The organism is Actinomycetota bacterium, assembly GCA_028698215.1.
Lineage (GTDB): Bacteria > Actinomycetota > Humimicrobiia > Humimicrobiales > Humimicrobiaceae > Halolacustris.
This window is the reverse complement of record JAQVDY010000062.1, coordinates 1-2,638: the sequence shown is the minus strand read 5'-3', so window position 1 is coordinate 2,638 and position 2,638 is coordinate 1. Positions and strand designations below refer to the sequence as shown.

The 2,638-nt window shown below is 36.7% G+C and carries 2 protein-coding genes; both read left to right on the top strand.

The genetic code is table 11. The features are described 5' to 3' along the window. The first annotated feature begins 423 nt into the window (after positions 1 to 423). Complete coding sequence (locus PHN32_09185; protein ID MDD3777761.1) at positions 424 to 1,476, top strand: LacI family DNA-binding transcriptional regulator; 1,053 nt, start codon at positions 424 to 426, stop codon at positions 1,474 to 1,476. 129 nt (positions 1,477 to 1,605) lie between these two features. Continuing rightward, a complete protein-coding gene (locus PHN32_09180; GenBank protein MDD3777760.1) occupies positions 1,606 to 2,607 on the top strand; it encodes a Gfo/Idh/MocA family oxidoreductase in 1,002 nt (333 codons plus the stop codon). The last annotated feature ends 31 nt before the right edge of the window (positions 2,608 to 2,638 follow it).

Below are 2,638 nucleotides of genomic sequence, written 5' to 3'. Positions count from 1 at the left end.
TAAAAAAACTTATCGAAACCGCTAAATTTATCATGTAAAAACATTAACGATAATGTTTGTATTTGTCAAATAGTTTTAATCCCCGGCTTTCCCTTTTTCCAACCATGTTAATCTCCATTGTAATTATAATTATTTTTAAAAGTTGGTTTTTCACTAATATCTTGCTGACTGCTAAAGCACTATCATTTTACTTTTTTGGTACCATTAGCCTGCCAATAGTTAAAAAATCAATAAAATATGGAGACAGGATATTAATTTCTATTATACTTATGCCAACTATCTTGAAACTTTTCAGGTTTAGCCTTATGCTTGTAAATGTTCATTTGGCTCCGGATTAGAATTGGATAGAATCCAAGTTAGCATGGAGCCATCAGTAACAATTTGGTTAAAGCGCTCTTGCCGCATTAACGGTCAGGTCCAATAATGTTGGCTGTCTTTAACATAACTATTAAGCATAAAATCATTTTACCTATGTCCAGGGCCAAAAAAGTAACTCTTAAACATATAGCTCAAAAAGCGGAAGTATCCATAAATACTGTATCCCGTGCTTTAAGCGACAAACATGATATTTCCAAGAAAACCAAGGAAAAAATCAGAAATATTGCCCAAGAGCTGGGTTACATACCGGATGCAGTAGCCGGCTCCCTTAGGAGAGGCTCTACTAAAACTATTGCGGTCATAATTCCTGATATAATGGATCCTTTAATGTCTATATGGGTTAAGGATATTGAAACCAGGCTTAGGCAGAATGGCTACAATATTTTCGTGGTCAATACTGATGAGAATTACCAAAGGGAAGAAAGGGCAATTTATCTATCCTTGAGTAAAAAAGTAGACGGTATAATATTGTGCCCTTGCCAAAAGGAAGATAAGGATATCCTGTTTCTAAAAAATAAGAAAATTAATTTTGTGCTTTTAGGCCGTCATTTCCCCCATATTCAAACTGATTATGTAATATCCAGTGATATAAAAGGGGCTTACCTGGCTACCAAATATCTCTTGGATAATAACCGGACAAGAATACTCTTGCTGAATGCCCATTTATATATATCTTCTGCTCAAGAAAGGTATCAGGGTTACCTTAATGCCTTTCGGGAAAAAGGGCTAAAAATTGATAAGTCTTTAGTTTACGAAATTGGCAATACTACTGGCAACACCATACAAGCCATAAAAAATATAGTAGCCAAGAACATTAAATTCGATGCGATATTCGCTTTCAGCGACCTCATGGCCTGGGAAGCCATATCCTGTCTTCAAAACCTGGGATTTCGCATACCGAAAGACATCGATGTTTTTGGTTATGACAATATCCAATCCAGGTTCTTCTTTCCCTATTTTCTAAATACAGTTAATTATTCCAAACGGGGGGCTGCCCATACAGCAGTGGATATTTTATTAAATAAAATAAACAATACAAGCAGCATTGAATGCCAACAGGAAATAATTGATACCAATATATTTATCAGGAAAAACTAGCTGCTGCTGTCTTAAAACATTTGACAAAAATTAGCATTAACGTTAATGTATTAATAGTTTTACCCTGCAGATAATTAATAAATTATTAGTATTAGTGATAATAATTTTCAACCAAAGGAGGGCATAATCATGGAAAAAGTTAAATGTGCGGTCATTGGGCTTGGTTGGTTTGGTGAATACCATGTCGACACTTTAAAACAACTCCCTGCCGCAGAATTGACAGCAATTTGTACCCGTACTGAATCTAGACTGAAAGAACTTTCGCAAAAATATGATGTACCCAAAGCTTATACCGACTACCACGATCTTCTTGATGATAAACAGATAGACATGGTATCTATCACCACCCATGTTAAAGACCATTTTAAGATCACCATGGATGCTATCAAAGCAGGTAAGCATGTATTTTTGGAAAAACCCATGGCCGATACCACTGAAGAATGTGACCTTATCTTAAAAGAACTGGAAAATACGGATAAGGCTTTCATGGTAGGGCATATCTGTAGGTTTGATACCCAATATGCAATGGCCAAGCAGGAAGTTGAAAATGGTAATCTGGGTAAAGTAGTTAGCATGTACGCTAAAAGGAACTTGGCCGGCTTTATCACCGAGACCCATTTGGACAAGCTTAGTGCTATGTTTGGAGATGGAATACACGACCTGGATCTTATGATGTGGTATTCCAATTCCAAGCTAAAAAGTGTGTTTGCCCAATCAATAAATACCCGTCCTCACCTAAAGTACGATGACATCAGCTGGGCCATGTTCAGGTTTGAAGATGACTCTTTTGCCGTAATAGAAAACAATTGGAGCCTTCCTGACAATGTGCCTTATGCCATTAATGCCGGGATGGAAATTGTGGGGAACAAAGGGATGGTAAGCATCGATAATTCAGGACAGAATTTTACCATAATAACCAAGAATGGAGTAACTTATCCTGAGGCAAGATACTGGCCTGTGGTTCATAAAGCCAGAAGAGGTTTTCTAAAAGAAGAGTTAGAATACTATGTTAAATGTATCCTTAATGGCCAGAAACCTACAGTTATTACCCCCCAGGAATCAAGGGATGTAGTGCATGCCATTAGATTAGCCGAACAGTCAGCTAAGGAAAATAGGGTAATTAATTTCTAAACCTGTAATCAATTATAGTTTAGTCACAAAG

Excerpts from the sequence above, each read along its gene's own strand:
- PHN32_09185 (MDD3777761.1), top strand. The coding sequence starts at position 424 with ATGTTGGCTGTCTTTAACATAACTATTAAGCATAAAATCATTTTACCT.
- PHN32_09180 (MDD3777760.1), top strand. The coding sequence starts at position 1,606 with ATGGAAAAAGTTAAATGTGCGGTCATTGGGCTTGGTTGGTTTGGTGAA.